This is a genomic window from Streptomyces sp. NPDC056224, from assembly GCF_042267665.1.
Classification (GTDB): domain Bacteria; phylum Actinomycetota; class Actinomycetes; order Streptomycetales; family Streptomycetaceae; genus Streptomyces.
In genome coordinates this window covers 22,246-45,766 of record NZ_JBHJTK010000031.1, presented here as the reverse complement: position 1 = coordinate 45,766, position 23,521 = coordinate 22,246, and the positions used below count along the sequence as shown (strand labels likewise).

Sequence of the window (23,521 nt, the reverse complement as noted above, 5' to 3'; positions counted from 1 at the left end):
CAGGGCGCGGCACGTCGGCCCTGGTGCACCACATCGGCTACTGCCCGCGTTCGATGGCTGTATGGAGCCCGTGCCCTGAGGGCGGGAAGCCGTCACGTCCCCGCCCTCACGGCTTTGACGCTGGTGTCCCCGGTAAGGGATCTAGTGGTTCGGCGGTGGCCAGGGTCTCGCGTAGGCGCAGGTGTTCAGTATCCCGCGCCAGGCCCGGCATGCGATCCGGAGATCGGCGAACGGGCCGTCGAGCGCGTCTAGGAGGAGTCGGGCGTAATGATCGACGGCCAGGGCCAGGGCTCTGGTACGGCGAGCCGCTTCCGAGGCGGCGTCGGACGGCCCACATCCTGACCGTCTGCCTCGGCAACATCTGCCGCTCGCCCCTGGCCGCGGGTCCGCCCCCGGCCACCGCGCTGAGCGGGCGTCGGGGCGGCATACGTGCGCGAAGACGGAGGCCAGGGTGACGCGCGCCAGGCGAGTTCCGGGAACCGGTAGTACGACGGGCGGCCCGAGTCGGCGCACGGCCCTCTGACCGCTTAGACCTGACGGCCAGCCCGGACGACGCCGAGGAGAGCGGCTTCTACGGAGGGGACTCGGCCCAGGTCTCCGGCCCGCCGCCGCGCCACTCCACGACCGCGGGATCGGCCAGATCGAAATCCTCGGCATTCTCCTGGCCCGCCGCCGTGAGAAAGACGAGCATGTCGGAGGGCTGGTGCGCCACCCCAATCGAGGTGCCGTCCCAGCGCACGCGACGCCAGCCGTTCTCATCGGGCGGATAGACCACTAGATGATCGATTCCAAGGGGTGTGGGGAGCCGCGTCGGCGGCCAAGGCCGAGCCGTATCCCGATGTTCAGATGGTTTGTGGCCTCGGTCCCTCGGCGATAGCTGAGGCAAGCTGCGTGATCGGGTCGCCTTGGACCTGGCGCTTCGACCGGTCGGTGGGCCAGGTTGAGAAGCCGTCATCGCCCCACCGAGGGATCACGTGGAAGTGCAGGTGGGGCACGGACTGCTCCGAACCGGGGCCGCTGGCGTTAAGGATGTTCACCCCGCCGGCCTGGAGCGCGGACCGCATCGTGTCGGCCAACCGCCGCACCAGCGCCATGGTCTCCGTAAGGACCTCCGGCGGCGTGTCGAAGATATCGGCGAAGTGCGATGTCGGGACGACCAGTGTGTGGCCGGGTGCTATCGGTGTGAGCGGGGCGAAGGCAGAAGCCACCGGCCCGCGAGAAACCCACCGGGCCGAGTCGGCGTGAATGAGAGCACAGAAGACACAGTCCATAACGTCCGACCCTGGCAGGTCTTGAGCGGCCTTGACCAGTTGTTTTGGCGGTCGGCACCCGGCGAGGAGATGCCGCCCGGGAATACCAGTCCATCCGAACCTCGCTCCCGGACGAAGCGAGGGAGCCCAATGTCGGTGTGTGAAGACTGACTTGGACTCCCTCGCGACCGCACTCTGAAGACCGATGCCCCGTTGAATGACTCGCCTCAACTTGCCCCCTGGCGGCCCGCAGTGGGCATCTCGCCGAAACTGACCGACGCGGAGCTGGTGACCCTGGCGATGATGCAGGCCATTCTCGGCTTCACCTCGGAAGCCCGCTGGCTGCGCCACGCCCACGCCCACCTGCGGCACCTGTTCCCCTACCTGCCCAAGCAGCCCGGCTACAACAAGCGCCTGCGCAAGGCCGCCGAACTCATCCGCTGTGTCACCCGGACGCTGGCCCGGGACACCATGCTGTGGAGCGATGACGTGTGGGTCGTGGACTCAACGCCGGTGGAGTGCGGCCGTTCCCGCGAGACCGTGAAGCGCTCCGAGCTGGCCGGATGGGCTCAGTACGGGTACTGCGCCAGCCACACGCGCTACTTCTGGGGACTGCGGCTGCACTTGGTGTGCACGCTGCGCGGCCTCCCGGTCGCGTTCGCGCTGACCGGGGCCAAGGCCGATGAGCGCGATACGTTGCTGGACCTGCTCTCGGTCGAGCCCCAGCTCACTGCCGCGCGCCCGGGGCAGACGCTGATCGGCGACAAGAACTACTTCGGCCGCGAGTTTGAGCAGCAGCTGGCCGAGCTGGACATCCGGCTGCTGCGGCCAGCCCGCAAGGGCGAGGCCGAGCGGCCCGGATCGCAGCTGTTCAAGCCGCCGCGGCAGGTCAACGAGACCTTCAAGAGCCAGCTCGACCTCGAACGGCACCGCGGCCGCACCCCCGGCGGCGTGGCCGTCCGCGTCCTGCAACGCATCCTCGCGCTCACCACCGCCATCTGGCACAACGACCACACCGACCAGATCGCGACGCCACGACCGCGGCAGGCACGGAACCCTTCGACCCCCGCCACGACCGGATCCACGACAGGGGCGACGTACTCGGCGACCGCCCGCCGGCACCACGCCGTCGAGGCCGGGGAACGGGTCGCCTCAATCTCGGTGTCGAGCTGGGCCCTGGCGATCCGCTCCGCGTCGGCGGGCAGCACATGCCGGTACTGTGCGACATCCCGCGGGTTCCCGTGGTTCTTGCCGGAACCCTGAGCCCCTGGCCTGGGGCTTCTCTATCGTTCGCGTGATCGGCCGGTCAGTGACGTGACTTCGGGATTCCTGAAGCTTTCTCGTCCGATCTGATCAGTCTGCAGTCTGGTCGAAGGCGGGGAGGCGCATGCTGTCGACGCTGGCGGTGGTGAGAAGACTCGGCAGAGTTCTGGAGAACTCACGGGATGTCGCACTGAGGCGCTTGAGTCTCCAGCCGCCGGAGGGTTCAGGATCTTACTCATGGACGACGAACGCCCCGACGTGCTCACCATTGGCCAGCTCGCGCACCGCACCGGACTTCCGGTACGTACCCTGCGCTTCTGGTCGGACGAAGGGGCGGTGTCGCCTGTGGGCCGTTCCGCGGGCGGCTACCGGTTGTACGACGCCGAGTCTGTGGCCCGCGTCGAGCTGGTCCGCACCCTGCGGGAGCTGGGCCTCGGGCTCGACGACGTGTGCCGTGTCCTGAGCGGCCGCACCACGGTCGCCGGGGTCGCCGACGCGCATGTGGCCGCGCTCGACGCGCAGATCCGCTCCCTCAAGGTGAGCCGGGCCGTGCTGTCCACCGTGGCGAAACGGGGTTCGACCGTTGAGGAGACAGCACTGATGAACCGGTTGGCGCGGCTTTCCGCCGCCGAGCGCAAGCAGATCATCGACGAGTTCAAGGAGGAGGTGTTCGGCGGCCTCGACGACCCGCGCCTGCGCGACCGCATGCGCGCCTTCAGCATCGAATTGCCCGACGATCCCACACCTGAGCAGGTCGACGCCTGGATCGAACTGGCCGAATTGGTTCGGGACCCCGGGTTCCGCGCCCGGTTGCGCACATGGATGGAGCTCAACACGCCCGTACCGGGGCAGGGCCGTCCCCCCGGGGCGTCCATCTGGTGGGCCAGGCAGATCGTGCAGACCGTCGCGGAGGTCAGAAAAGGCGGGGTCGCTCCCGAGGGGCCGGCAGCGGCCGAGGTACTGTCCGAGCTGTTCGGTGACGCCGATCGGGCCGCCGTGCTGCGCAGCCTGGAGGCCGGGATCGAGGCAGGAGCGGAGCACTACCGCAGGCTCGTCGCCCGTGTGCGCGGGCAGAATTCGTCGCCCGACGCGACCGAGGAGCTGGAATGGCTGGCGCGGGCCCTGCGCGCCGCGGATCAGACCTGACCTGGTGCTCGACCTCGGCACGGGGCAGGCCGCCGACCTTGCGGTGCCGCTCGACCGGGACGAGCTGATCGCCTACGGGCCGCGGCTGTCCGACAACGGCGCCACCCGGCTGGGGACGGCGGCGTTGGTCCGGAGGCCGGACCCGGACACGGCACGCGCCATCCCGACCCCGGACCGGTACGCCGACTCTGGGTGCACAACTGGCAGTTCGGCAGGCGGTCGTGATGACCGAGGACCTCCAGGCCGACGTCACCGCCGAGACCCTTCGGATCGCTCAGCATCCTCGTGTTTCACCCGAACCCACGGATGCATCGGCCTGACGCACACCGATGGACCCGTGGGTTCGCGCTGAAGGACCTCCGGTTTCCCTAAACCCACGGGGATCGAGGGGTCCAGCCAAGGTGAGCTCAAAAGGGGCAATGGGATGATCTTGAAGTCCTGAGAGCTCCGCGGCCGCTACCCCGCCACCCGTGGCCGGAGGACCCGGCTGCGGCCGAGCCGACCCGGCGGCTCAAGCGCGCCCAAGTAGCGGCAGGCTGCCCCGCACCGCCTGCCGCCGGCTGCATCGACGGGCGCTCCCCGGCCGGGGAGCGCCACGGGCAGCCCGGGGTCAGCCGCCACCCGAGTTAGCCGAGGCCGAACCTCCGGAGAACCAGGTCGAGTGGGATCGCGGTTCATCGCGCGTGCTGCGCTCGGTGCGCAGCTCCACCACGACCGCAGCCGGGCCGAGTAGGGCCTCCAGTGCGTCGGCGAGCCGCTGCGGGTCGCCGCCGAACGGGAGCGGGGCGAGCCGCTCCAGGCCGCCCCGCAGGACGAGTTCCAGCGCGAGCGTGGAGACGGCCGGCTTGCGGTCCCCCTGGTACGGCTCCACCACCTTGTGCGTCAGCCGCACCTCGCGCAGGGTGTCGACGGGCAGCCAGTCGTCCGGCCCGGCGGCCCGGACCAACCGCAGGGACGCGGGCACCCCGGCCGGCGCGAACTCCACCCGCAGGATGTCCCGGGCCTGGAAAAAGGCCATCGCAAGCCAGCCGAGCAGGTACTCCAGCCCGGCGATCACCCCCACCACCACGAACACGGTCGACGCCCGCGCCCCAGCCAGCGCCATCCAGAAGGCGACGAGCAGAGTCGGCCCGCCCAGGGCGAGCGGAATCAACAGCGCCGACCCCGCCGAGGTCAGCGCGTTCCACGCCGGCCCGGCCGGGCCGGCGCGCAGGACCAGATCCGTCGAGTCGGGGCCTTGTCTCAACAAGGGATCGGTGGCCATGCCTCCAGCGTAGGACCGGTCCGCAAGAGCGCCTCGACCCCATTCGGCCGATGAGCCGATGCCCCTCGGTGCCGACCCGGAACGCGCTGGCCCGCCGGGGCAGCCCCGGCCGTGGTGATCGTCACGGGCCCCGTGATGTCCCGCGCGGTGACGACCACGTCCTGGCGGCCCCCGGAGAGGTCGGCGTGGACATTGCCGCCACCGGGCGGTTCCACGGTCACGGCCGGCCTTCAGCTGCCGAACTCGCCGGACTGCTCAGGCGATGGAGGCGGGCTCGCTGGCGGGCCGAGGTGCAGCCCGCCGGCCACGTCGCGGGCCGTGACCACGGTGCCCTGGCTGCCGCCGGAGATGTGGGCGGAGACGTTGCCTGCTCCGGTGGCCGACACCACCTGCCGCGCCTGCTGGTGCCAAGCATCCAGCGCTGCGGCGAAGCCTGCGTCAACCCCAGCCCGCGCAGCCAGAGCGGCCGCCAGGATCCGGGCCCGACGCTCATCAGCGGGCTCCTGCTCCAGCGACGCCAGCTCCGCCGCGGCCGGGATCGGCTCCAGCCCACCCGCCAGCATCCCAGCAGCCGGGCCCTCCTGCCCCCGCCAACGCCAACAACAATGCAGCCGATACCGGCTCCATGACCCACCCCCAGGGAAAGCCTTAGTCACACCAAGGTAGACCTCTTCGCTACCCTCCACCGGCCCGTCGCCCTATTACTGAGGTTCTCGGGTTGTCGTCGGGTAGTGACGGTTAGTGATCCCTGCGGTATGCCGGTGAGGTGAGGTATCCAGAGGGTGGGGGCCTGACCGCTGAGCGTCGGGCGTTTCGCGAGGGGATCCGGCTTCAGGCCGGCGACAGGTTCGCGGCGGGTGAAAGGACCGCGGTGATCGCGAAGGATCTGCGGGTGAGTGTGCGGTCGGTGGAACGCTGGCGCCGCGCCTGGCGCGAGGGCGGCATGGAGGCCTTGCGCTCCACGGGTCCGGCGAACTCCCCGACCGTCACCGACGCCCAGTTCGCCGTACTCGAGGAAGAACTCGGCAGGGGACCGACCGTGCACGGCTTCGACGATCAGCGGTGGACCCTGACCCGGGTCCAGACGGTGATCCGCCGTCGTCTGAACCTGAGCCTGTCGGTGGCGACAGTGTGGCGGCTGCTGAAACGGCACGGCTGGTCCTGGCAGGCACCCGCCCGCAGAGCCCTCGAACGCGACGAGCATGCGGTGGAGTCGTGGAAGAAGGAGGTGTGGCCCCAGGTAAAAGGCTCGCGGCGGCGTGTGACGGCTGGATCGTCTTCAAGGACGCGGCCGGCTTCTCGATGACACCGCCTCGGGCCCGCACCTGGGGCCGGCGCGGACACACCCCCGTCATCCGGGTGAGAGGCAGGTCCCGCCGCCGGACCTCGGTCGCCGCCCTGTGCTGCTACAAAGTTGGTGAGAAGAGCCGTCTCATCCACCGGCCCCGCACCCATCTCCTGCTCAAGGGCGCCCGCAGGAGCTTCTCCTGGCAGGACTACCGCGACCTGCTCGTTCGGGCACACATCCAGCTCGGCGGACCCATCGTGGTCGTCTGGGACAATCTCAACACCCATCTGACAGCCGGGCTGAAACGGTATGAAGCCGAGCACGACTGGCTCACCACCATCCGCCTCCCGCCGTATGCACCCGACCTGAATCCCGTTGAGGCCGTCTGGTCACTCGTGCGCAGAGCGATGGCCAACACCGCTTTCGACACACCCGACGGCCTCGACCGCACACTCCGCCGAGAGTTACGAAGGATCCAGCTCCGACCCCACCTGATCAACGGGTGCCTCACCGCAACAGGCCTGACCCTCGCCCCACCGACCCCACCCTGAAAATCTCAGTAACCAGTAGCAGCCCCTTGATGTCGTCGACGCATCGGTCGAGCAGGCGGGTCTTGTTGATCCTGTCTCGTAGCGCATGCCGTGTCCGGGAGCCGACGTCCTCACCGCTCTCCGCCGCTACGTCAAAGGCGACGGGAATGCCTATCGCCGTCTTGTACAGGTCGGCCACGTCCAGGACGAACGACAGTTCATGGCCGGAGTGCACGAAGCCGAGCCCGGGAGAGCAGCCCATTCCCGCCACGACGGCGTGGGCGATTCCGTACATGGGTACCCGGCTGGTCGATGCGTACGGCGAAACGCAGCGCGGAGAGGTCGGTGCTGCACTCTCGCCCGAGGGCAACGGCGAGCAGGCCTGTCACCCCGCTTTTGGTGGGGCCGTCTCGGTGGTGCGCCGCGCGAACCGGGCCGAGGCCCCCCACGACTGCAGGGGGCCCGCCCGGCGCAGTGTCAGAACGCTCATCCACGCTTCCCGAGACGTTCGGCCACGGTTTCGCCTACTTCGGTGACCAGTGGCCGGAGGTCGACCTCGGCGCCGAGCGGAGCCAGATCGGCGGTGCTCGCCGACGCGGAGGATCCAAGTGCGGTCGGCGGTGGCTCCGAAGGCCGGACCACCCCCGCGTCGGCGGGGAGCACACACCAGCAGTCCCTGGGCGCGGCCGCCGCCGTCGGCGGGGAGCACACACGGACCCGAGGTGCGCCGGGGCGGGGGACTGCCGGCCGCCGCCGCCGGCGGGGAGCACACGGTCGCGGCCGACGCGCTCATGCTCCGGATGATCGGCCGCCGCCGTCGGCGGGGAGCACACCTCGCCGTGGTGCCGTCCGCGGCGCACGCCTGCCGGCCGCCGCCGTCGGCGGGGAGCACACGGGTGGGCGGCGGTACAGCGGTCGGTGCTCATGCGGCCGCCGCCGTCGGCGGGGAGCACACGGAGTACGAGCCGTACTTCCTTGCTGTCGCGCAGGTAGTCGCCGATGTGCGGGCGATGGGAATCCGGGTGGCCGCCCGCGGCTCTGGGGCCGGCTCCATGGTCAACCATTCGCTTTTCGTGGCGACCGCCAACCCGCTGGACCACAACCTGCTCTTCGAGCGGTTTCTGTCGGTGCGGCGCCGTTCGCTGCCGGACATCGACATCGATGTGGAGTCCGCCCGCCGCCTTGAGGTCTACGACAGAATCATCGAACGCTTCGGGCGGGAGCGAGTCGCGGTCACCGGCATGCCCGAGACCTACCGCGCCCGCCACGCCCTGCGCGACACCGGCCTGGCCCTCGGCATCCCACCGCAAGTGATCGACAAGGTCGCCAAGAGCTTTCCGCACATCCGGGCCCGCGACATCCGCGACGCGCTCGTCTCCCTGCCGGAGCTCAAGCAGCTCGCCTCCCAGGCAGCGTCGTACGGACCGCTGTGGGAGCTGGCGGAGGGCCTGGACAAGCTGCCGCGCGGGATCGCCATGCACCCCTGCGGCGTCATCCTCTCCAACGCGAGCCTGCTGGACCGGCTGCCGGTCCAGCCCACGCCCGGCGGCCAGTACCCCATGGTCCAGGCCGACAAGGACGACGTGGAGGACCTCGGCCTTCTCAAGCTCGACGTGCTCGGGGTACGCATGCAGTCCGCGATGGCGCACGCCGTCGGCGAGATCCGCCGTACCTCGGGCCGGCAGATCGACCTCGACAATCCCGACCACGTCCCGCTCGGTGACCACGCCGCGTTCGAGCTGATCCGGAAGTCCGACACGGTCGGGATGTTCCAGCTGGAGTCCCCCGGCCAGCAGGACCTGGTCGGCCGGCTCCAGCCGCGCGATGTCCAGGACGTCATCGCCGACATCAGCCTGTTCCGGCCGGGCCCGGTCTTGTTCCCGCACTGACTGTGTCCCTCGCAGGTCATGTCCCATAGGCGCGAGGTGGTGCGTTTTGGGATGTCGGTTTGCTGTTGCGGGGGGTGTCCCGTGAATCTCGCGAGGGGATTCACTCGCAGGGGTGTGGGCTGGGAGGGCCTGTCGGCGTACACGGGCAAGTGCTCAGGCGGGTACACGTGAACGTGCGGTCGGGCGGGTGAAGGCAGCCGGGCGGCAGGGTCAACAAAATGGGGTGACAGGCCTCGACCTGGTGGGCATGATCGGTTAGTTGTTCCGTCATGTCTGACTTCGGGGGTACGCCACGTCCATCCACCGCGAACGAGCCTGGTCGCTGCCTTGGACTGCCGCTGACCCTAGCCGGAACGCTTTCGATTGGGACAACGATGAGGCGGCACAGCTGACGGCGCTTGTCGTCCCGATGGTGCCTTCCGAGGCCGACCGGACGGCTGATCCCGACCGGATGGCGGGCTTTCGATTCATCGACAAGGTCACCGTGCTCCTGGTGTCCCGTTACGGCCGGTGGGCCTGCGGTTGGGACTACTCGGTCCACAACGGCGGTCCCATCGACGCCTGGTGCTGCGATTCGCACTCGGTCGGAGACGCGCAAGAGACCGCCGAACGCGTCGTGACCTGCCTGCTGGAGTGGCGTGACTGGCTGGAGGACGTGGCCGAGCGATTCGAGCAGCTTGCACCGCATCCCGACGCAGACGCCGAGGACCGAAGCTGGCATCTGGAACGCGCGGTGACCCGACTGGTCACCGCGGTCGTCAACAGCACCCACGCCGAGTCGTCCTGGTACGGGCTCTGCGAGACGACGCTGACCTGGTTCCTCACCTCCACCGGCCTGGGCCCAGAAGAGGCGCAGAAGGCGGTGGAAGCCGCTATCGGCGGCCGGTTCAAGAGCCACGTTGCGCCTGCCCCGACCCTGGTCGACACGGTTGGAGAGGACCTGGCGATTCGCCTGACCGGTCGCGGGTTCTATCGTGAGCGATGACGCGCTGGCAGCGTGGTGCAAGGTCAGGGAGCAGGTCGACTGGTCCTCGGCCGCGAGCGTAGGCCCGGCACCGGTGCGCCCGGCCGTCGACGGACTCGCTGCCTGGTTCGACGGTCCGGTCCGCCTTCGCGACCCGGATCGCGCCGACCGGCTGCTCACTGCGATGGCCCTGTCCCGCGTCGCGGCCTCACAGGGAGAGCCGCTCACCCCGACCCTTCTCACCGACTGGCAGAGGCTGGTTCTCGGTGTGAACGAGGTGGGTCTGCGTCAGAGCGACGCCTTCGCCAAGGGCGACCGGGAACGATACGGCCTCACGCCCCACACATGGCAGGACTTCGCCGCCTGCCTGCACCAGAGCGCCGACCCGTCAGTTCCCCTGACAGCCCGCGCAGCCAGGGCATACCTCGACATCGCCTTCTTCCACCCCTACCCAGACGGCAACGCCCGCCTGGCACTGCTGGTCCTCGCCCACGTTCTGGAGAGGGAAGGAGTACGCCTGGACGAAGTGGGGCCGCTGCAGACCACCCGCTACGCGGACGACCCTGACGGCGCTCTCGACTTGGCGGCTCTGGTCACCGTGCTGATCCGCGCCACTCACCGTCGGGCAACCACACGGTGAGTGGGGGCTCCCGCCGAAGTGGCAGGTGAGCACGTTCAGCAGTACGCAGCTGAGTACTTACCCGTGTACGCCGACAGGCCCCTCGGAAAGGGACCACCACGGGCTGTTCACGAGTACCGCTGACCAGGCACTCCAGAGGCGGACGAAAATCGCTTCCCAGACCGACGGAGATCGTTTCCCACCGCGCTGGCGGACCAGGTGCCCTCCCCTGTCAGAGACAGGAGCAAGGATGGGCGGCATGACGAAGACCGGAGCGGACTACGTGTGGTTCGAGAACGAATTTCCCGACATCGCCGAGGCATACTGCTTCACCTTGGTGCGGGGCCTGTCGCCTGCTGAGGTGGTGTCCCGGCTCGAGGGGCGACCAGAGGTGCCCTTGCGGGCATAGCCGCGGTCGTCGACGCCGCCTTCGCCCAGTACCTGGAGGATGGCGACCGTCAGCTGGTCACCTTGACGACTGTGGGTGCCTGGACGCTGCTCATTGAGCCCAACGGCTACCTCGGGGTCACCGAAGATCGAGTCCTGCCGGCCTCCGCCGGGGCGAGCTGGGTCTCTCATTTCGCCAACATCAACGGCGTCGGCACGTTCCTCTGGGCGGAGGACCAGGTCCTGGGGCTTTGCTTCGACCCCATGTTTCCGGAGGACCGGTGGGGCAGCGCTCCCGACGAACTCCTGGACGTCATGGAGCGGATCGGCTTCCATCTCGAGGAGGAAGCTCCGGAAACGGACCTGTCCTCACTGGCAGCGTTCGCTCTGGCAGAGCACCTGACCGGCGTCGCCATCACTCCGGCGCTGCTCCAGGACACGACGTTCAGCTGCGCCACCGTCCAGATCCGGTGACGTCTTCCGTCCGCACTCCCACGTCCGGACCCGTGGATGCGGCGTGGATGATGGCGCGGTGACGAACATCAGTGACGACCACGTGAAGGTCCACTTCCGGATGGACATGGACGAGGACGGCTGGCCGCCGGCGAGTGTTGAGAGCCTGTGGGCGGTGGACCTCGGCGACGGCACGGTGCGGTTGGACAACACGCCCTGGTTCGTACGCGGAGTCGCCAGCGGGGACATCATCAAGGTGGAGCTCGATGGCGACGGTGTTTTCTGGGCCGGTGAGACGGTCCAGCCGTCTCAGAACTGCACGATCCGGCTGATCGTGCTGAAGGACGAAGGCTCAGCCGCCGCCCGGCAAAGCGCGCTGGAGGTCTTCCACCGCCTCGGCACGACCGGCGAGGGGATCGAGCGGTACCGCATGGTCGCACTGGATGTCCCGCCGGACGCGGATCTGCCGCGGATCCGAAAGCTCCTGGAACACGGCGAGGGCCAGGGATGGTGGCACTGGGAGGAAGGTTGTGTCACTGCCGCCTGGAACGCCACCGGCTCAGGCTGAGGTCCGCGAAGGCCAGCACGGACCTCGGTCCACTCGTTGTCGGACGGGTACGCGGCGAGGCCGGCGTGACGTATCGGATCAGCGGCAGATGTGAGCGGGCCAGGGGTGGGCGGGTGTGCCCTGGCGTGGTGACGGGTCGGGCGCGGCAGGAGGTCGGGGCTCGAACTGCCGCGCGGCTCTATTTGGCGAGTTGGCGGATGAGGTCGTGGGCGTCGCGGTGGCTCATGGCGTGGGCGTCGAGCGTGCGGGCGTTGTCGAGATAGGTGGCGTTTCGGGGCGACGCGCCGTTCACCCAAACGGGCTAGCATGCACGTCAGGTTCGGTTCAGTCCCCCACCCGGCCGGTGTCGTACGCCCACATCGCGATCTCGACCCTGTTTCGGGCGCCGATTTTGGTCAGCAGGCTGGCGACGTGGGTCTTGGCGGTCGTCAAGCCGATGAATAGCTCGGCGGCGATCTCGGCGTTCGTGCGGCCACGGGCGACCAGCGTCAGCACCTCCTCCTCGTGTTCGGTGAGCGGCTCGATCGGTTGGGTCCGTCGGCTCGACGGTTCCCTGGCGGCGAGGCTGGCTAGCAGCCGCCGGGTGATGTTCGGCGCGATCAGGGCATCGGCGGCGGCATGGACGGCCTGGACGAGCAGCTCCGGCCCGGCGTCCTTGAGCAGAAAGCCTCGGGCGCCGGCCCGGAGCGCGCCCTGGACGTACTCGTCGAGGTCGAATGTCGTGATCACCACTACCGCGATCGGGTCCGGGACGCCCCGCCCTGCGAGGAGCTCGGTCACCTCGATGCCGTCGAGCCCGGGCATCTGGATGTCGACCAGGCACACGTCGGGGCGGAGCCGATGCGCCAGCTCGACGGCGGCGTGGCCGTCGGCGGCCTGGCCGACGACCTCGATGTCGGGCTGCGCGTCAAGGATCATCGACAGGCCGGTGCGCACCAGATCTTGGTCGTCGGCCACCAGAACGCGCACCGTCATCGGCGTACCTTCGTCGGCAGTTCGGCGTCGACCGTCCACCCGCCCTCGGGCGCAGGCCCGGCACGCAGCGTGCCGCCGAGCAGCTGCACGCGCTCGGTCATCCCCAGCAGCCCGAAGCCGTGGTTCACCGACCGTGCCGGGTCGATCTGTCCGTCGTCGGTCACGCGTAGTCGCAGCCTTCCCGCGCCCTCTACGACCCGGATCTCCACACGCGAGGCGTTGCGGGCGTGCCGCAGGGCGTTGGTCAGCGCCTCTTGCGCCAGCCGGTAGACCGCCGCGTCGACCTGGAGCGGAAGTTCGTCCAGGTCATCTGGCAACTCCACGTCGACGACCGGGACCGGGTCGCGGCGGGCGAGGGACACCAGGTCGGCAACGCCGGGCTGGGGGGCGTACTCCGCCGGCGCTCCGTCGCGCAGCACCCGGACCATCGCCCGCATCTCCGCGAGCGTCCGCGACGCTTCCCCTTCGATGACCGCCAGCGTCTCGAGCGCCGCTTCAGGTCGCTGCCCGGCCATCGCCCGGCCCGCCTGCGCCTGCACAGCGATCGCCGAGACGTGGTGGGCGACCATGTCGTGCAGCTCGCGCGCGAGGCCGACCCGCTCCTGGCTGCGGATCTGGTCCAACGCCCGGCGCCAACTCTCGGCGCGGTAGCGGTACGCCGCTCCGCCCGCCGCCGCCGCCAGGACGGCGAACCCGCCGAAGAGCTCGGCCGGCCCGGTGTAGTCGGTCGCAATGCTGAATACCGCAGCGACCGCCAGCCCGATCACGATCTCGCGCCCTGAGCCCCAGCGGACCAGCGCGTAGACGAGCACCAGGATGTAGATCATCGTGTTCAGGCCCACGCCCGGGATCCCGCCCAGCAGGCTCGCCAGTCCCAACGCCATGCCGGTGCCGAAGCCCACCACGACGCAGACCAACGGGTGGGTACGCCGCCACAGCAGCACCGGCGCAAGTCCGACCGCCACGATCGTCGCGAACGGCCGCCAGGCGACGTCGTCCCGGAGGACTCCCTCGAGCAGCGCCGTCACCATCAACACCCCGACCAGCACCCAGTCGCGCGACACCCGTTCGGGAGCGTCCGTGGCGCGGAGCTCGGCCCACAGCGAGCTCAGGGCGTTGGTAATCACACACCTAGCCTAGGGACCGCCGAGGCGTCGGGGACCGACCGAAAGAACGAGACGCCGCTCCTCCCAACGGCCGAGGCGGGTCCGGCCTCGACGCCGATGTGCCCGCCGCCGGGCTCAGCGATCGTGGACCTACCGATCCTCACCACAACAACGGAGCCCATGATGAGGACACGTCAACCCACCACCACACTGGAAGACCAGCGGATCCCGGTGAGAGCCAAGCTCGCCGCAGCGTGGACAAGCTTCATGTTCCTGTACGTCTACGTGGACATTCTCGCCTTCTTCAAGCCCGGCGTCATCGATGACATCCTGGTCGGCGTCGTCTGGGAGTTCGACATCAGCCAGACGTTGTTGACCGCCTTCCTCGCGCTCATGGCGATCCCGATCCTCATGGTCGTGCTGTCGATGACGCTGCCCGCCCGGGCGAACCGCATCACGAACCTCATCGTGGCCTCGGTACAGATCCCCTTCGCGGCATTCAACGCGGTGGGCGAGTCCTGGACGTACTTCTACGGCCTTGGCGTCGCACTGGAAGTGATCGTTCTCGCCCTCATCCTGCGGTACGCCTGGACCTGGCCCCGCACCGCACCGTCGGCGACCATGGCGACCAGCCGGGACCGTGAAACCGTTCGAACCCAGCAGCAAGCGTGAACCCAAGAGCAGTCCCCGTCCTGTTCGGAGCCATCTACCTCGGTGCCGCGGTGTGGACCTCCTGGCGGTGGGACACCAACTACCACTGGGACGTCGCGTAGGGGCCTTCCAAGGCCAATGCTGTTGCTTTAGCTGAGCCCGTTCGAACCCGCACCACCGAAAGCCAGCCCCGACGCTCGGTTCGTCGAACGAGTAGGGCCAGTGGCCACCCGCACCACCCCTGACCTCAGCCACGTTGCCAGTTTCCAAAGCACGTCCGGCACGCAGTCGCCCGTGATGGCCAGCCACCCCGGCGGGGCACCGCAAGCCCGCCAGGGCTGAGGAGCTACCGACCCTAGGGTCTGTTGCGAAAGTGGATCTTGTTCGTTCATGATCACGTCTCGTGGGACGTGGAGATCTGACGAACGGCCAGTGGGCTCGGCTTGAGCCGTTGCTGCCGCGGGGTATCAAGCCTGGTCGGCCGCAGGTGTGGACGCGGCGGCAGCTGATAGACGGCATACGGTGGCGGACGCGGACTGGTGCCCCGTGGCGTGACGTGCCGGAACGGTATGGTCCGTAGGACCGGGCCTATGACCTGTTCCGGCGCTGGCAGCGGGACGGGACCTGGGCCCGGATCATCACCCAGCTCCAGGCCGAGGCGGACGCGAAGGGTCTGATCACCTGGGATGTGAACGTTGATTCCACGGTCTGCCGAGCTCACCAGCACGCCGCCGGGGCGGTGAAAAGGGGGATCTTCAAAAGGAGCCGCCCGGCGGGATCTTCGTCGAGCCGGCCGATCATGGGCTCGGCCGGTCCCGGGGCGGCCTGACCAGCAAAATCCACCTGTCAGTCGAGCAGGGGCAGAAGCCACTGTCGGTGGTGATCACGGCCGGTCAGCGAGGTGACTCCCCGCAGTTCGAGCCTGTCCTGGAAGCGATCAGGGTGCCGCGGCTGGGCCTGGGGCGGCCGCGCAAGCGACCGGACCGGGTGCGGGCCGACAAGGCATACGACTCCCGCAAGAACCGCGCCTACCTGCGTAGACGCGGTATCAAGACGACGATCCCAGTCCCTGCGGACCGCGTCCGCAACCGGCGGAACCGGGGCTCGCGAGGCGGTCGGCCGCCGAAGTTCGACAAGGCCGACTACAAGCAGCGGCACGCGGTCGAGTGCGGCATCTCCGGCTCAAGCGCCACCGCGCTGTCGCCACCAGATACGACAAGCTCGCCGTCCGCTACGAAGCGACCGTGCTGGTCGCAGTCCTTAACGAGTGGCTGTGACAGGCCTCCTGTTGAGACCATGCGCCGGTGAACTCAGGACTCCCCGCCGGATGGACGATCGAACGCGTGCGCGCTCTTTCCGGAGACCCAAGCGCCGCCCCGCTCTCCTTCGATCGGCTCGTAGTCGTCGAGGCAGCCGGTCAGGGCGACTACGAGCCGCTCCGGCCCGATGTAATTCTCGCGTTCCACGAGTTGTGCCTCGTGAGAGACGACGGTGAGTGGTTCATGGGGCAGCTCGACGATGACGGCTCGGTGATCTGCTGGGCCTCCTACGGATCCGACCTTGCCGAGGCCATCCGCAGTCTCTGAACGACACCCCGCGCCTTCAGCCACTTTCGCAACAGACCCTAGGCGTCCCCAGTCGGATATGTAGGTTTGGCCAGGGCTCGTCCGGCTCCGCGGTCGGCTTTCTTCTTCTTGGTCTGGTTGGCGATCCAGCGGCCTGGCTCGACGGTGTCGCGTCCTGTGCGGGTCCGGAGCACGGGCCATCTGGAGGGTTTGCGGATAGCCCGGGGGTAGCTGCGGTTCTTGCGTTGCGGAAGCAGGCGTCTGCGCGCCTCATGCGTAGCATCGGCCAGTGCTTGGGAGAGTTGCTCGGGAGTGATGCCGAGCTGTGCCGGGATGCTTCGACGGATGATGCGCACGCAGGTGAGGTAGGAGATGCGGTCCGAGTCGAGGACGGAGGCCGGATTGTGAACGGCGGCAGTGTGCGCGAGTCGGCGGACGGCGTGATGGACGGCGAAGTAGGCCCAGAGCTCCTGGCGGATGCCTTCAGGGGTTCGGGAGCGTAGGGGTGCGCTGGGGCCCAGGTGGTTCTTGATCTCGTCGAAAGCTATCTCGATTTCCCAGCGCTGTCGGTAGAGGGCAGCTAGCTCGGCGGCTGGGTAGGTTTCGGGGTCGAGGAGGGTGGTGGCCAGGTGGAAGTCCGTGTCTTTGATGCGGACGCTGAAGACACGGAGGAGCACCTGGTCGGGCAGGGGGTTGCCGTCGCGTTTGGCTTGGAGTCGTTTGGGTTTGCCTGGCCGCATCGTTGCCAGCCATGAGCCGTCTGGCAGGTCTTCTTGGTGTTGCCCGAGACGGTTGGCCTGCAGTCGGAACAGCAGATCGGCGCCGGCTGAGGAGAATGCGTAGACGAACTCGACGGACCAGAAGCCACGGTCGGCGATGACCAGGTCGCCAGGTCCGGTGGAGCGTCGGGCCAGGGGCAAGGAGAGGGCGCGTTCCCCGTCTCTGTAGCCCCCAAGGGCGGCGTCAAGTAGGCCGTGGGTGCCGATTTCCGAGAGCACGACGGCCCGTACTTGTGGGAAGCCGAAGGGGGTTCCGCCGCCGGTGGACGGGCCGTCGAAGGTGTTGCCGTTGCTGGGCGAGTCGGGGACATCGAACTTTGTGCCGTCCAGGGCCAGGAGTCGTAGCCCCCGCCACCAGGCCCCCGGCGACGATTCGGTCGCCAGTGGGCCGGCCACTTCTCGGAAGATTGCTTCGAGAACTTCTTCGCCCAGGCGGGATCGTGCTCGGCAGAGCGATGATCTGTTGACCCTGCTCAGCGCGCGGCTGGCGGGAAGTCCGTTGGTCAGCAGCTGTATGACCTCCTCGTATGGTTCCCGGGCGAAGAGACACAGGGCGAGAACGAAGTAGACGACCAGCCTCGCGGGCAGGAGCCGTCGTCGTCGCTCTTGCCGTTCCTGCTTGGCGATCACTGCGTCGATCAGGTCCGGTGTGAACACGTCTGTCAAGATGCCCAGCCTGGCCTGCAGACCAGTTGGTGCTTTCCCCTCCATGCAAGCTCAACGGGCTCTTGCTCTCGGAGGTAGTGGGGACGCCTAGGGTCGGTAGCTCCTCAGCCCTGGCGGGCTTGCGGTGCCCCGCCGGGGTGGCTGGCCATCACGGGCGACTGCGTGCCGGACGTGCTTTGGAAACTGGCAACGTGGCTGAGGTCAGGGGTGGTGCGGGTGGCCACTGGCCCTACTCGTTCGACGAACCGAGCGTCGGGGCTGGCTTTCGGTGGTGCGGGTTCGAACGGGCTCAGCTAAAGCAACAGCATTGGGCTACTCGCCCCCAGACCCCCTCGCCAGGCGCTCGGGCGCCCTGGACCCGCTCACCCTCACGCCCTGCACCACCTCCCTGACGGTCGGCGGTGCACCCTGCGGGCGCTGGGCGCCCTCACTGGGCATGAGGGCCTACGTCAACCCTGGCTGATCGTAGATGGGGCTGAGGCTGGGGACCTCAGGCCGAATGACGGAGAAGAGGTCATTTGAACTGACCGTGGTGTGGCTGGTGTCATGGGGGAGTAGGGCCTATCAAGTGTGCTGTCGGTGTGTCAGTGATCGAGAGACATCCAACATGTGCAGGTGACCCGGGGCCAGGCCTGTCAGCTCCAGCGAGTGCTGATGTCGGCTGCAAGGTTGCTCTTTAATAAGAGGGCGGCGCCCGGGCACGCCGTTGACCTGCGGTTTTAACCGAGGCTGTGTGTTCCACCTCGTCTCCCGAAGCGACTTCGGGGGAGCGCTGCCGGTACGCCAGAAGGACATGGCGGCCGAGTACGGGGTCACGCCCCAGGCCGTCAGCGGACTCATGGCGCCTCTGTGCGATCTGAACATCGTGCTCAGGCCGCGCAGCGAGGAGCGCACCGGTAACTCCTACCGGCTCCACCCGCTCGCGGCGAAGTACGAGAGCCCCGAGGCGATGGAAGCGGCGTTCCGCGCCGTCCTCGTCAGCATCCAGGCGGGGGACCTGCCCAACCTGAAGCTCCCGACCTACCACCAGGCGCCGCCCGCCCCGACGGGCCGCCCGAAGCTCCAGGTCGCCTGACCGGGACGGTGGGAGCCGGACATGACAAAAGGCCCTCCACCGTGGTGGAGGGCCTTCTGCGCCTGAGTAACAGTTGGTGCCCTCACCATATCCGCCGGGACCTGGGTCCGGACAGCTGGATGGCGCCGCACACGACACCTGTGTCCCACCAAGTCGCTTCGACAGCGGTGGCAGAAGACCGAGGCGTGGCCCGGGGGCCCGCCGGCGCTGAGGGCCGGGAGCTGGTATCGCCAGCCCGCTGGCGCTGGTCGCCCCGGCGGCCCGTGCAGCTGCTGCTCGACGACTTTGTCGGGCTTGACTGTTCCTGTGTCCGACTCGTCGGCCTCACCGCGTCAGCGCAAGGGAGAATTGGCGGCGGATGATGCTCCGCGGCTGCGCGTGCGGAACCGCATCTTCTTGGGCTGCTCGCTGTCATCGAGCAGCCCAAGAAGCCCCATCAACGCCCGTGCCTCGTCCGTGCTGATCAGTTTCAGGCGTGTTCGCTGACCCCGTCGAGGAGTGTGTCCAGCGGACGAGGGTTTCCGGCGGAGTACGGGCCAGATTCCTTCGACCGAGTTGAGGTCGGAGGCGCATCCTGCCCGGCCGCCCGCCGTGCCCGACGCCACTGACCTTTAACTCCTTCGCGATCTCGATGCTTCCTCATCCGCCTGGTATGGGTCCCGCCCCCTCGGTTCCCGGGGCTCAGCGGGCCAGGTGCAGCCGGGTATGGAAGTACCCCGCCGACTCCTTCCCTGCCGGGTCTTCTCCGAACGCGGTGACGGTGGCCATCGCGCGCTCCTGCTCCCGGGGGTCGGTGAAGCGCCGCTGCGGCTGGGTGGTGGCGGCCCGCTCGACGGTGAGGCCGTACGACTCCAGGCAGCTGGAGATCGCCCCGTAGTCGTGGGTGCGCAGGACGAAGGCAGCCACCGGCACGGGGTGGCCGATGGCGGTGAACAGCCGGGCGAAGGTGCGCTCGGTGAGGAAGCTCGTGCCGCCGGTGACGGTGATCAGGCCCGTCCCGGCGAGCGAGCCGCGCAGCGTCTCTCCCGGCTCGGTGCGCTCCAGGTCCACACAATGCCCCTCGTCGAGCAGCCCGACGGCCACCGCGTAGTCCAGGGCGGGGCGCGAGACGTCGATGCCGATGGCCCGCACGGCATCGGGGCGGCGGCGGACCGCGTAGAAGTCACGGTCGCGGTCGGCGAGTTCGGCGGTCGTGAGTTCGGCTGCCCGGGCCGAGGTGTAGTGCGCGAAGAGTTCGTCGAGGGTGACGTCGTGGTTGAGGAGGGCGGCGTTGATCCCGTAGGAGCAGCACACGTCGAGGACCGTACGCCGCCCCGGCCCGAGTTCGGCGGCAAGCGCGCGGAAGACCGGCTGGGCGTGGCCTGGGGTCTGGTACTCGTACGGCCCGAGGGCGGTGAAGTATCCGCGGGGGTCGGGGAGCGCGTAGACGTCGTCGAAGCTGGTCATGCCGGCTGAGGTCATCGGGTGCGCCTCCATGGCGATCGGCGGGAGTGGGGCGGGGTACGGGTGTTCAGTCGTATCCGGCCACGCGCCGGTGACGAAAGGCCGCCGATCCGGCCACCGGCGCCGTCCGGCCCGGATGCAGTCGGCCGACGCATACGCCGAACAGCCGCGGCGCCCGCAGCGCAAACTGCGCGCGGTGGCCGGCGGAGGTCGAGGCGCACGTACGCCGAGAACGCTTCGACGCGGTGCTGGAAGCGCCCATCGCCGACCTGGCGGAGGCCATCGCGACGGCGCGCGTCTAGCGCGCGGCGGGCTACAGGGGCGAGGTAGTGGCGCTGGCCACGTCGGAGGCCGAGGCGCAGCTCAGCGGGTTGGATCGGTATCTGACGCAGGTCGACGAGCAGGGTGTGGGCCGGTCCGTGTCCTGGGGCAACCTGGAGCAGTGCACGCGCAACCTGCCTCTGTTCCTGGAGGCCGTCGAGGCCGAACGCCTCGCGGACCTGGTCATGGTGGTGCGCCGCGGCCTTCACGTGCTGTACCGCAACGAGCTCACCGCGGACGGAACGTCTTGGTGCGAAGACGAGGGCGCCCCCGAGGCGCTGACGGCGGAGTGGGGCCGGCCGTGGACCGCGCCGGAGACCTGGCAGTTCCGGCGCCGCCTGACCAGCACGCAGCAGCGCTTGCACCCGGCGGCGCTCGCGCCGGAGCGCCGTCTCGCGGTTGCCGGAGGGCTGGAGCGCGCCTTCGCGCTGGCCGAGCCGGTGCGCCGGATCGCCCAGCCACTCACGGTGCCGCCCGGCGTTAACTACCACCGCCTGTCCGCCAGCGAGCACCGTTGGATCTTTGACGAGCTGGTCATTCCGGGGTACTTGAGCGCCATCACCCCGCAGGACGACCCCGTCAGCCTGTACGTGATGGGCCCGCAGGGAGCGGGGAAGTCCTACATGGCGCGCATGCTGCGCCGGGCGTTACGCCAGCGCAGACCCATCGGGATCGAGGGCGGCACCTTCAAGGCGCTGCACCCCGACTACCGTCGGCTCCTCGAGGAGGAGCCGCGTACAGCCTCCGCGCGGATCAGGCCGGACTACCGGGTGTGGCAGGAGATGGCCGAGGCGTACGTACGGGCGCGCCGCGGCGACATGCTGATCGAGATCGCCCCGGACAGCGTCAGCCACTTCCTGAACAGCGCGCGACGCGACCGCCGGGCGGGCCGGCGCGTGGAACTGGTCGTGATCGCAGGGCGTGCCGCGGACAGCAGGCTGGGGACCGCGACCTGGTGCGCGGAGATCGCCCGCCTGGGCGTCCAACCGCGGTTCACCGCAGCCGCCGCGCACAATGCGACGTTCAGCATCATCGCCGCCGTAACCGACGCCGCCGAACGGTCCCCATTCGTCCACCGCATCTCGGTGGTCCGCAGAGACCTGACCTCGCTCTACCTCAACGAGCGCACCCCGGACGGCACCTTGCCTTGACACTCGTCGAATATTGCCCGGATCCAGTTCTGTCGGAATTCCGACCTCTCGACTGAAGATGCCGGTGACGGCGATCCCGCCGTCCTGGTAATTGAAACGGTGGTGTGGCCATGAGGGCGGTCATGACGGTGGGTGGCAGTCGCGTTACCGCTGTGGATCACCGTGTGCCCGGTACCCCACCGTGCACCTTCCGCCCGAGGTGATGCAACCTCCCGCCGAGGTGGACGCCCCCGCCGGCCCCTGAATAACTTGCCGCACCGGCCGAACCTCTTTGTGGGACGCGGCGAGGAACTCGACCGCCTAGACGCCGCCCTGACCGCCCCAGGCGCGGCCCTGGTCCAGGCAGTGCACGGACTGGGCGGGATCGGCAAGAGCACCCTGGCCGCCCACTGGGCTGCCACCCGCCCCCACGGCTGCGCACCGGTGCGCTGGATCACCGCCGACAGCCCGGTCGGCGTCCAGCAAGGACTGGCCAGCCTCGCCACCGCCCTGCAGCCTGCCCTGGCCACGGCTCTGCCTGTCGAGGGACTCGCTGAGTGGGGGCTGCAATGGCTGGCCAGTCACACCGGCTGGCTGCTCATCCTCGACAACGTCAACGACCCCGCCGACATCGCCCCCGTGCTCGCACGCGCCGCTGGCGACCGGTTCCTGATCACCAGCCGCCTCGCCACCGCATGGAGCGACGCCACCACCCTGGTACGCCTCGACGTTTTGGACGAGGCCGAGTCCCTCGCCCTCCTCACACGCATCACCACCGCAGCCGGCCCCCGCGACCTGGAAGGGGCCGCCGACCTGTGCGCCGAACTCGGCCACCTGCCCCTGGCCATCGACCAAGCGGCCGCCTACATTGCCCAGAACCCACTGGTCACCCCCCACGGCTACCTCCATCTCCTCGCCCAGCACGCAACAGCGATGTACGGCCACGGCGGCGCCACCACCCCAGCCCAGCGCACCATCGCCCGCATCTGGGACATCACGCTGGACCAGATCGCCACCCGCCAACCCGCAGCAGCCGACCTCCTACGCACCCTGGCCTGGTACTCCTCCGAAAACATCCCCACCGCCCTGGCCGACGGCTCCACCGACCCATCCGCACTGCACCAGGCAATCGGCCTGCTGGCCGCCTACAACATGATCAAGGTCGATTCCGTCACCGGCACGCTGGCCGTCCACCGGCTCGTGCAAGCCCTCGCCCGCACCCCGGACCCCGCTGACCCCCGCCGCGCCCCCCTTCACATCACCCGGGCCCGCGAACAGGCCACCGCCAACCTGCGCGCTGCAGTACCCGGCGTCTGGAACGACCTCGCCACCTGGCCCGCCTGGCGCACCCTGATTCCCCACATCGACGCTTTCATCCGCCATGCCGCCCCCGACACCGACACCACGACCACCGCGCTCATCCTCGGCGTTGCTGGGCGCTTCCTCGACGATCAGGGCCAACCTGCCCGCGCCATCACGTACCTCCACCGCGCGCTTTCCGCCTACGAACGTCTGGAGGGCGAACACAGCTCTGGCACGCTGGCCTCCCGCCATGGTCTCGCCGTCGCCTACGAGACGGCCGGAGACCTGGACACCGCCGTCTCGCTGTACGAACGGAACCTCAGAGACTCTGAAAGGGTGCTGGGCACAGACCACCCCAACACCGTGACCTCCCGCAGTAGCCTTGCCAGCGCCTATGCGTTGGCGGGAAACCTGGAGCAGGCTATCCGCCTACACGAACAGAACCTCATCGACGAAGTGCGAGTGCTGGGCGCAGACCACCCGTACACCCTGACCTCCCGCAACAACCTCGCCGGTGCCTATCAGAAGGCGGGGGATCTGGCACGCGCCATCCCCCTGTTCGAGCAGGCGCTCGCCGACCGGTCGCGGGTGCTGGGAGAAGACCACCCCGACACCCTGGCAGCCCGCAACAACCTCGCCTCCGCCTACCGGGATGTGGGGGACCTAGGCAGCGCTATCCCCCTGCTCGAGCAGACCCTGACAGATCAGTTGCGGGTTATGGGTGCAGACCACCCATACACCCTGACCTGCCGCAACAACCTCGCCTCCGCCTACATCGCGGCAGGGGACCCGGCACGCGCCATCCCCCTGTTCGAGCAGGCGCTCGCCGACCGGTCGCGGGTGCTGGGAGAAGACCACCCCGACACCCTGGCAGCCCGCAACAACCT

Annotated in this window: 20 protein-coding genes, 8 pseudogenes and 1 CRISPR repeat array; of the genes and pseudogenes, 18 read left to right on the top strand and 10 right to left on the bottom strand. The window is 69.0% G+C overall.

Translation table 11 applies throughout. From position 1 onward, the window contains the following. Positions 1-571: 571 nt before the first annotated feature. Both ACFCZ1_RS28100 and ACFCZ1_RS28095 read right to left on the bottom strand, forming a co-directional pair. A complete protein-coding gene (locus ACFCZ1_RS28100) occupies positions 572-775 on the bottom strand; it encodes a hypothetical protein (RefSeq protein ID WP_376681060.1) in 204 nt (67 codons plus the stop codon). A gap of 67 nt (positions 776-842) precedes the next feature. Next, entirely contained in the window at positions 843-1,208 is a 366-nt protein-coding gene (locus ACFCZ1_RS28095; protein ID WP_376681059.1) for an HIT family protein, read from the bottom strand. A 202-nt stretch (positions 1,209-1,410) separates the two neighbouring features. On the opposite strand from ACFCZ1_RS28095, the pseudogene ACFCZ1_RS28090 reads away from it, so the two are divergent. The 4 genes and pseudogenes from ACFCZ1_RS28090 to ACFCZ1_RS28075 form a co-directional block, all read left to right on the top strand. Continuing rightward, a pseudogene (locus ACFCZ1_RS28090) lies at positions 1,411-2,273 on the top strand (IS982 family transposase); the annotation flags it as partial. Positions 2,274-2,750: 477 nt separating this feature from the next. Then, the gene (locus tag ACFCZ1_RS28085; protein ID WP_376681058.1) at positions 2,751-3,659 is read left to right on the top strand and encodes a MerR family transcriptional regulator; all 909 of its coding nucleotides are present in this window, start codon (positions 2,751-2,753) and stop codon (positions 3,657-3,659) included. A gap of 1 nt (position 3,660) precedes the next feature. After that, positions 3,661-3,884, top strand: a pseudogene (locus tag ACFCZ1_RS28080) (hypothetical protein); the annotation flags it as partial. Positions 3,885-4,101: 217 nt separating this feature from the next. Further along, positions 4,102-4,175, top strand: a pseudogene (locus ACFCZ1_RS28075) (ATP-dependent helicase HrpB); the annotation flags it as partial. Between the two features lie 94 nt (positions 4,176-4,269). Here ACFCZ1_RS28075 and ACFCZ1_RS28070 read toward each other — a convergent pair. Both ACFCZ1_RS28070 and ACFCZ1_RS28065 read right to left on the bottom strand, forming a co-directional pair. Further along, the gene (locus tag ACFCZ1_RS28070; RefSeq protein WP_376681057.1) at positions 4,270-4,923 is read right to left on the bottom strand and encodes a hypothetical protein; all 654 of its coding nucleotides are present in this window, start codon (positions 4,921-4,923) and stop codon (positions 4,270-4,272) included. 230 nt (positions 4,924-5,153) lie between these two features. Further along, positions 5,154-5,486 carry a hypothetical protein gene (locus tag ACFCZ1_RS28065; RefSeq protein WP_376681056.1) on the bottom strand — a complete coding sequence of 111 codons (333 nt, stop codon included), beginning with the start codon at positions 5,484-5,486 and terminating at the stop codon, positions 5,154-5,156. Positions 5,487-5,689: 203 nt separating this feature from the next. On the opposite strand from ACFCZ1_RS28065, the gene ACFCZ1_RS28060 reads away from it, so the two are divergent. Both ACFCZ1_RS28060 and ACFCZ1_RS28055 read left to right on the top strand, forming a co-directional pair. Next, positions 5,690-6,229, top strand: coding sequence for a winged helix-turn-helix domain-containing protein (locus ACFCZ1_RS28060; protein ID WP_376681055.1), 540 nt, complete (start codon positions 5,690-5,692; stop codon positions 6,227-6,229). Further along, positions 6,226-6,762, top strand: coding sequence for a transposase (locus ACFCZ1_RS28055; RefSeq protein ID WP_376681079.1), 537 nt, complete (start codon positions 6,226-6,228; stop codon positions 6,760-6,762). The genes ACFCZ1_RS28060 and ACFCZ1_RS28055 overlap by 4 nt, the downstream gene beginning before the upstream one ends. A gap of 13 nt (positions 6,763-6,775) precedes the next feature. Here ACFCZ1_RS28055 and ACFCZ1_RS28050 read toward each other — a convergent pair. Together ACFCZ1_RS28050 and cas5 are read right to left on the bottom strand one after the other, a co-directional pair. Then, positions 6,776-7,036, bottom strand: a pseudogene (locus tag ACFCZ1_RS28050) (type I-E CRISPR-associated endonuclease Cas1); the annotation flags it as partial. Beyond that, positions 7,026-7,231, bottom strand: a pseudogene (gene cas5, locus ACFCZ1_RS28045) (CRISPR-associated protein Cas5); the annotation flags it as partial. The pseudogenes cas5 and ACFCZ1_RS28050, both read right to left, overlap by 11 nt. Before the next feature lie 145 nt (positions 7,232-7,376). Next, positions 7,377-7,698: a CRISPR direct-repeat array (repeat unit 28 nt; unit sequence CGGCCGCCGCCGTCGGCGGGGAGCACAC). Positions 7,699-7,751: 53 nt separating this feature from the next. On the opposite strand from cas5, the gene ACFCZ1_RS28040 reads away from it, so the two are divergent. The 5 genes and pseudogenes from ACFCZ1_RS28040 to ACFCZ1_RS28020 all read left to right on the top strand — a co-directional run bounded on the left by ACFCZ1_RS28040 (position 7,752) and on the right by ACFCZ1_RS28020 (position 11,621). Continuing rightward, on the top strand, positions 7,752-8,630 hold the full coding sequence (locus tag ACFCZ1_RS28040) for a hypothetical protein (protein WP_376681054.1): 879 nt from the start codon (positions 7,752-7,754) through the stop codon (positions 8,628-8,630). Between the two features lie 409 nt (positions 8,631-9,039). Next, positions 9,040-9,615 carry a hypothetical protein gene (locus ACFCZ1_RS28035; protein ID WP_376681053.1) on the top strand — a complete coding sequence of 192 codons (576 nt, stop codon included), beginning with the start codon at positions 9,040-9,042 and terminating at the stop codon, positions 9,613-9,615. Next, a complete protein-coding gene (locus tag ACFCZ1_RS28030; RefSeq protein WP_376681052.1) occupies positions 9,605-10,234 on the top strand; it encodes a Fic family protein in 630 nt (209 codons plus the stop codon). The genes ACFCZ1_RS28035 and ACFCZ1_RS28030 overlap by 11 nt, the downstream gene beginning before the upstream one ends. Before the next feature lie 229 nt (positions 10,235-10,463). Continuing rightward, positions 10,464-11,074: pseudogene (locus tag ACFCZ1_RS28025) on the top strand (DUF6461 domain-containing protein). A gap of 58 nt (positions 11,075-11,132) precedes the next feature. Further along, positions 11,133-11,621, top strand: coding sequence for a DUF4265 domain-containing protein (locus ACFCZ1_RS28020; RefSeq protein ID WP_376681051.1), 489 nt, complete (start codon positions 11,133-11,135; stop codon positions 11,619-11,621). Between the two features lie 324 nt (positions 11,622-11,945). Here ACFCZ1_RS28020 and ACFCZ1_RS28015 read toward each other — a convergent pair whose 3' ends face one another. Both ACFCZ1_RS28015 and ACFCZ1_RS28010 read right to left on the bottom strand, forming a co-directional pair. After that, positions 11,946-12,596 (bottom strand): response regulator, encoded by a 651-nt coding sequence (locus ACFCZ1_RS28015; RefSeq protein ID WP_376681050.1) that lies wholly within the window; start codon positions 12,594-12,596, stop codon positions 11,946-11,948. Next, the gene (locus ACFCZ1_RS28010) at positions 12,593-13,723 is read right to left on the bottom strand and encodes a sensor histidine kinase (RefSeq protein WP_376681049.1); all 1,131 of its coding nucleotides are present in this window, start codon (positions 13,721-13,723) and stop codon (positions 12,593-12,595) included. The genes ACFCZ1_RS28015 and ACFCZ1_RS28010 overlap by 4 nt, the downstream gene beginning before the upstream one ends. 162 nt (positions 13,724-13,885) lie before the next feature. Here ACFCZ1_RS28010 and ACFCZ1_RS28005 point away from each other — a divergent pair, with 162 nt between their 5' ends. The 3 genes and pseudogenes from ACFCZ1_RS28005 to ACFCZ1_RS27995 all read left to right on the top strand — a co-directional run bounded on the left by ACFCZ1_RS28005 (position 13,886) and on the right by ACFCZ1_RS27995 (position 15,939). Beyond that, on the top strand, positions 13,886-14,374 hold the full coding sequence (locus ACFCZ1_RS28005; protein WP_376681048.1) for a DUF6326 family protein: 489 nt from the start codon (positions 13,886-13,888) through the stop codon (positions 14,372-14,374). Positions 14,375-14,756: 382 nt separating this feature from the next. Continuing rightward, positions 14,757-15,630, top strand: a pseudogene (locus ACFCZ1_RS28000) (IS5 family transposase). Positions 15,631-15,657: 27 nt separating this feature from the next. Next, positions 15,658-15,939: a hypothetical protein gene (locus ACFCZ1_RS27995; protein ID WP_376681047.1), complete on the top strand. Its 282-nt coding sequence runs from the start codon at positions 15,658-15,660 to the stop codon at positions 15,937-15,939. Between the two features lie 38 nt (positions 15,940-15,977). Here the strand turns inward: ACFCZ1_RS27995 and ACFCZ1_RS27990 are convergent, their stop codons facing one another. Next, a complete protein-coding gene (locus ACFCZ1_RS27990) occupies positions 15,978-17,408 on the bottom strand; it encodes an IS4 family transposase (RefSeq protein ID WP_376681046.1) in 1,431 nt (476 codons plus the stop codon). 688 nt (positions 17,409-18,096) lie between these two features. On the opposite strand from ACFCZ1_RS27990, the gene ACFCZ1_RS27985 reads away from it, so the two are divergent. Further along, positions 18,097-18,438: a hypothetical protein gene (locus tag ACFCZ1_RS27985; RefSeq protein WP_376681045.1), complete on the top strand. Its 342-nt coding sequence runs from the start codon at positions 18,097-18,099 to the stop codon at positions 18,436-18,438. A 681-nt stretch (positions 18,439-19,119) separates the two neighbouring features. Here the strand turns inward: ACFCZ1_RS27985 and ACFCZ1_RS27980 are convergent. Continuing rightward, a complete protein-coding gene (locus ACFCZ1_RS27980) occupies positions 19,120-19,899 on the bottom strand; it encodes a hypothetical protein (protein ID WP_376681044.1) in 780 nt (259 codons plus the stop codon). 299 nt (positions 19,900-20,198) lie between these two features. Here ACFCZ1_RS27980 and ACFCZ1_RS27975 point away from each other — a divergent pair. The 3 genes and pseudogenes from ACFCZ1_RS27975 to ACFCZ1_RS27965 all read left to right on the top strand — a co-directional run. Further along, a pseudogene (locus ACFCZ1_RS27975) lies at positions 20,199-20,420 on the top strand (zeta toxin family protein); the annotation flags it as partial. Then, positions 20,394-21,353, top strand: a complete 960-nt coding sequence (locus tag ACFCZ1_RS27970; protein WP_376681078.1) for a zeta toxin family protein — start codon at positions 20,394-20,396, stop codon at positions 21,351-21,353. The pseudogene ACFCZ1_RS27975 and the gene ACFCZ1_RS27970, both read left to right, overlap by 27 nt. A 249-nt stretch (positions 21,354-21,602) precedes the next feature. Then, positions 21,603-23,521 (top strand): tetratricopeptide repeat protein (locus ACFCZ1_RS27965; RefSeq protein WP_376681043.1); only part of this gene is annotated, 1,919 nt, incomplete at its 3' end.